Source organism: Moraxella caprae DSM 19149 (genome assembly GCF_000426885.1).
GTDB classification, from domain to species: domain Bacteria; phylum Pseudomonadota; class Gammaproteobacteria; order Pseudomonadales; family Moraxellaceae; genus Moraxella; species Moraxella caprae.
Genome location: NZ_AUGF01000082.1, coordinates 1 through 3,474 on the forward strand (window position 1 = coordinate 1; position 3,474 = coordinate 3,474).

A 3,474-nucleotide genomic window follows, 5' to 3' on the forward strand; every position below is an offset into this window, starting at 1 on the left:
CCGTTCGTGGTGAGCTTGTCGAACCATAACGGTTTTCCGCCACCCCTCAACAAGCTCGGGGCGAACGGAAAGCCTAGTTTTGCAGGAAGTCTAATGATGATTTATCAATCAATAAATTTACCAAAACTGCATTTAATATTGGCTTGGGTATGATGGTTTTCAAATAGTTGGTATATGATTTTCTCTTTTTGTAATCTTGCGTGACAAATTATGCAAGTTTACACTATGGTGAAGGTTGTTGATACGCCCCTAAACCCTACCTAATTCTTTTGAACAAAGGTAATCTGAGATCTTCTTTTGCAGTTTTTGAGCCTTAAACATACAGTCCAATCACAACTAATGAAAAAATATTCATCATTACTCATAATATTGTTATCACACAAATAAAAAAGCAACCATGAACACCTACAAACATCTTAGCATAAATGAACGAGAAAAGATAATGTTAATGCTTGCACAAGGCATAAAACCGAGCAAAATCGCAAGCATCTTAGGATGTTCTTGTTCAACAATGCCAAGAGAACAGTCAAAAAATTGGAGATGTCAAATTGGTTTATCGTAAGCCACACCATAAGAACAAGACATGCTAAGAAGCATGATGAAAAGCATGGTAAAATCAAAATATTATTGCCTTTTTTTGACGTTTTGGCACATTGCAACTTGGCGACCTAGATGGTAGTTGGGATATTATTTGGTTTATCATTTGGTTGCTTTTTGCTTTTCTAGTATTACTGCTACGGCTATTTTAAGCAGGTTGTGCGTGGCGACAATCTAATGGTTGGTTGGAAGATTGATTGGTTGGGCATTTGGTTTGTTTCACTTGCTTTTTGCATTTTTAACTTTTGCTATTGGCGTGGTGATTATTTTATGGATTTTGTATAACAAACCTCTTTCCAAGCTAAGCATAAGCCCTTATAAATACTAGGGTTAAAGTTTTTAAAAATCGACAAAAATGTGGGTTTGAAAAGAAGACCGTAGGTTGGATTGAGGCACGAAACCCAACAATTTCAAGATTTAAACCGTTTGGTTTCACTATCGTTCAACCCAACCTACGAGCTGACAGTGATGTGATTTATGGCGGTGTCGGTGATGATGTGATATTGGGTGATGGACATATTCGTTTTCATCAAAGGTCAAAGACGGTGTGGTTTAGGGGGTGATTTTATTGATTTTAAAAAATATCTTGACTTCCACAATAAGCGGACGTATGATGGCTAAAAAATAACAACCGTACTCAAAAAATGCCTCATTCCTATGATACAAGAAAAAAACAACACGGAGTGCTGAGCAGTTTGTTATTAAATTGGAAAATAATAATTTTAAAGAATTTGATATACTGCCAAAAATAGGTGCTGTTTTTTTAATGAAGACAAAAAAGGTGATTTGCCAATTCGAAAAAAATATCATTCTTTCATGATTGTGGAACCCACCATCTGCAAAAAAGTCCAATATGTTGAAGTCTATAACATCTTTGGCTTTAAAAAGTTTTATTTATACGATTACCTTAACCAACCCTAGGAGACGATTATGTCTAAAATTCAAGTACCTACCGAGAAAGAAACCAATAATAATTTTGGTAAAAGATTATGAGTGAAATGACAGAAAAAGACAAAAAACAAATAAGAATGATAGAAATAGCAGGCGGTGTGATATTAATTTTATATGCACTGTGTCAATGGGTTTTCTTTCCTTATATTGCGGTAGTAAAAGCAGAGAAAGGAGAGTTTAAAAAAGCTTGTGCTTATGTGGTTGGTAGGGAAAAAACAAAAGCTTCCCACAAAAATATCATTATGATTAATGACAAGTATTATGATGATATTGATATATTTGCAATTTCTGCTACTTTACCAACAAATAAACAGATAGTTTGGGATAATTTCCCTATTAAAAAAACGTAGTCATTTATCAAAAATAGAACCCAACATCTGCAAAAAAGTCCAATATGTTGAAGTTTACAATATCTTTGGCTTTAAAAAGTTTTATTTATACGATTATCTTAACCAACCTTAACTTAGGAGACGACGATATCTAGAATTCAAGTACCTACCGAGAAAGAAACTGATAATAATTTTGGTGAAAATTTATGAGTGAAATGACAGAAAAAGACAAAAAACAAATAAGAATGATAGAAATAACAGGCGGAGTGATATTAATTTTATATGCACTTTGTCAATGGGTATTTTTTCCTTATATTGCCGTCATAAAAGCAGAGAGGTAAGTTTAAAGAGGCTTGTGCTTATGTGGTTGGCACAAAAAAAGCCAAACACTCTGATGATACTATTATTGTCATTAACGGAGAGGATTACATAGACCGAGATATATTACCATTACAGCACAGGGCAAGTATCAAGCAAGAGGAATGGCTCAAATTTCCATTAGGTCAAAACTTTAAAGATTTTCTCAAAGTTGAACCCAATATCTGCAAAAAAGTCCAATATGTCGAAGTCTATAACATATTTGGCTTTAAAAAGTTTTATTTATACGATTATCTTAACCAACCCTAGGAGACGATTATGTCTAAAATTCAAGTACCAAACGAAAAGAAAGCAATACTTATTTAGCACTAACATTGCCAGCTTATAAGCCATGATTCTTGCTGCTAATATTATGGTCTGCACCTGAGAAATATTTATGTTTTTAATTATTGTATTTAGAATTTTATTTTATGTGTTTTTTATTGCTTTTTATGGTATAATAACTTTTATTTGTATTGAAAATAAAAAAGAAGGCATGTGGAGCGGTAAAAAAACACTAGCTTTTGTATTTGCTGCACTAATGTCTTTTCTCTTGGCGATGTATTTTGCATTTAGTGAACCAAATAGGTTAATTAAGTACCATTTAAAAAATAAGTCTTATCATGAAATTTGTGGGGTTGTAGAGGGCTTTTCTTTTACCGAAAATAGATCGAGCACTCGTAGGAAACCTAGTTTTATTGATGTAAGAAATGAACAAGGTGATTTATTTAGCTACTCAGTAAATCATTTTTACAGCTCTGAAAATTTTGATAAATACCAAATAGGAGATAAAATATGTATTAAATATTTTATTCAATTTCAGCATATCCACCTTCACTTGCCAAGTGATAGAGAGATATTGTATATTACAAAACCAAACTCAACCGTTTATGACAATCACATCAGCTTGACTGATGAATTTGAGGAATTTAGAGATGAACAACCGTAGAATCACAAACAACAAATATATCAAAGATGATATATCAACCAATGAAGTATTTATGTCTATGATAGGTATTGGGAATAATACCATGTCATTGGGCATTGGTATGGTTAATCTTGGAAAAGAAAATGTTAAGTTGCAAGCAACTAATGACGCATCTGAGATATATGAAATTAATAAAAATATTCTTGATATAAAAGAAGATACACCCCAAAAACCCCAAATATGCTACAATACCCTAACATCCATTAAATAGAACTTTAAATACCATGACCTACTCCTTAGACTTTCGTAAAA

4 protein-coding genes and 1 pseudogene are annotated in these 3,474 nt (G+C 32.7%); all 5 read left to right on the forward strand.

All coding sequences use genetic code 11. The features are described 5' to 3' along the window. Window positions 1-397 precede the first annotated feature (397 nt). Window positions 398-535: pseudogene (locus tag K941_RS18140) on the forward strand (helix-turn-helix domain-containing protein); the annotation flags it as partial. Window positions 536-1,586: 1,051 nt separating this feature from the next. Continuing rightward, a complete protein-coding gene (locus K941_RS0112165; protein ID WP_029103809.1) occupies window positions 1,587-1,898 on the forward strand; it encodes a hypothetical protein in 312 nt (103 codons plus the stop codon). Window positions 1,899-2,083: 185 nt separating this feature from the next. Further along, a complete protein-coding gene (locus K941_RS18015) occupies window positions 2,084-2,218 on the forward strand; it encodes a hypothetical protein (protein ID WP_265596830.1) in 135 nt (44 codons plus the stop codon). A 413-nt stretch (window positions 2,219-2,631) separates the two neighbouring features. Next, the gene (locus tag K941_RS0112180; protein WP_029103811.1) at window positions 2,632-3,183 is read left to right on the forward strand and encodes a hypothetical protein; all 552 of its coding nucleotides are present in this window, start codon (window positions 2,632-2,634) and stop codon (window positions 3,181-3,183) included. Further along, the gene (locus K941_RS0112185; protein ID WP_029103812.1) at window positions 3,170-3,433 is read left to right on the forward strand and encodes a hypothetical protein; all 264 of its coding nucleotides are present in this window, start codon (window positions 3,170-3,172) and stop codon (window positions 3,431-3,433) included. Before K941_RS0112180 ends, K941_RS0112185 begins: the two co-directional genes overlap by 14 nt. Window positions 3,434-3,474 lie beyond the last annotated feature (41 nt).

Coding starts and splice junctions, on each gene's coding strand:
- K941_RS0112180 (WP_029103811.1), top strand. CDS start 2,632: ATGTTTTTAATTATTGTATTTAGAATTTTATTTTATGTGTTTTTTATT.
- K941_RS0112165 (WP_029103809.1), top strand. CDS start 1,587: ATGAGTGAAATGACAGAAAAAGACAAAAAACAAATAAGAATGATAGAA.
- K941_RS0112185 (WP_029103812.1), top strand. CDS start 3,170: ATGAACAACCGTAGAATCACAAACAACAAATATATCAAAGATGATATA.
- K941_RS18015 (WP_265596830.1), top strand. CDS start 2,084: ATGAGTGAAATGACAGAAAAAGACAAAAAACAAATAAGAATGATAGAA.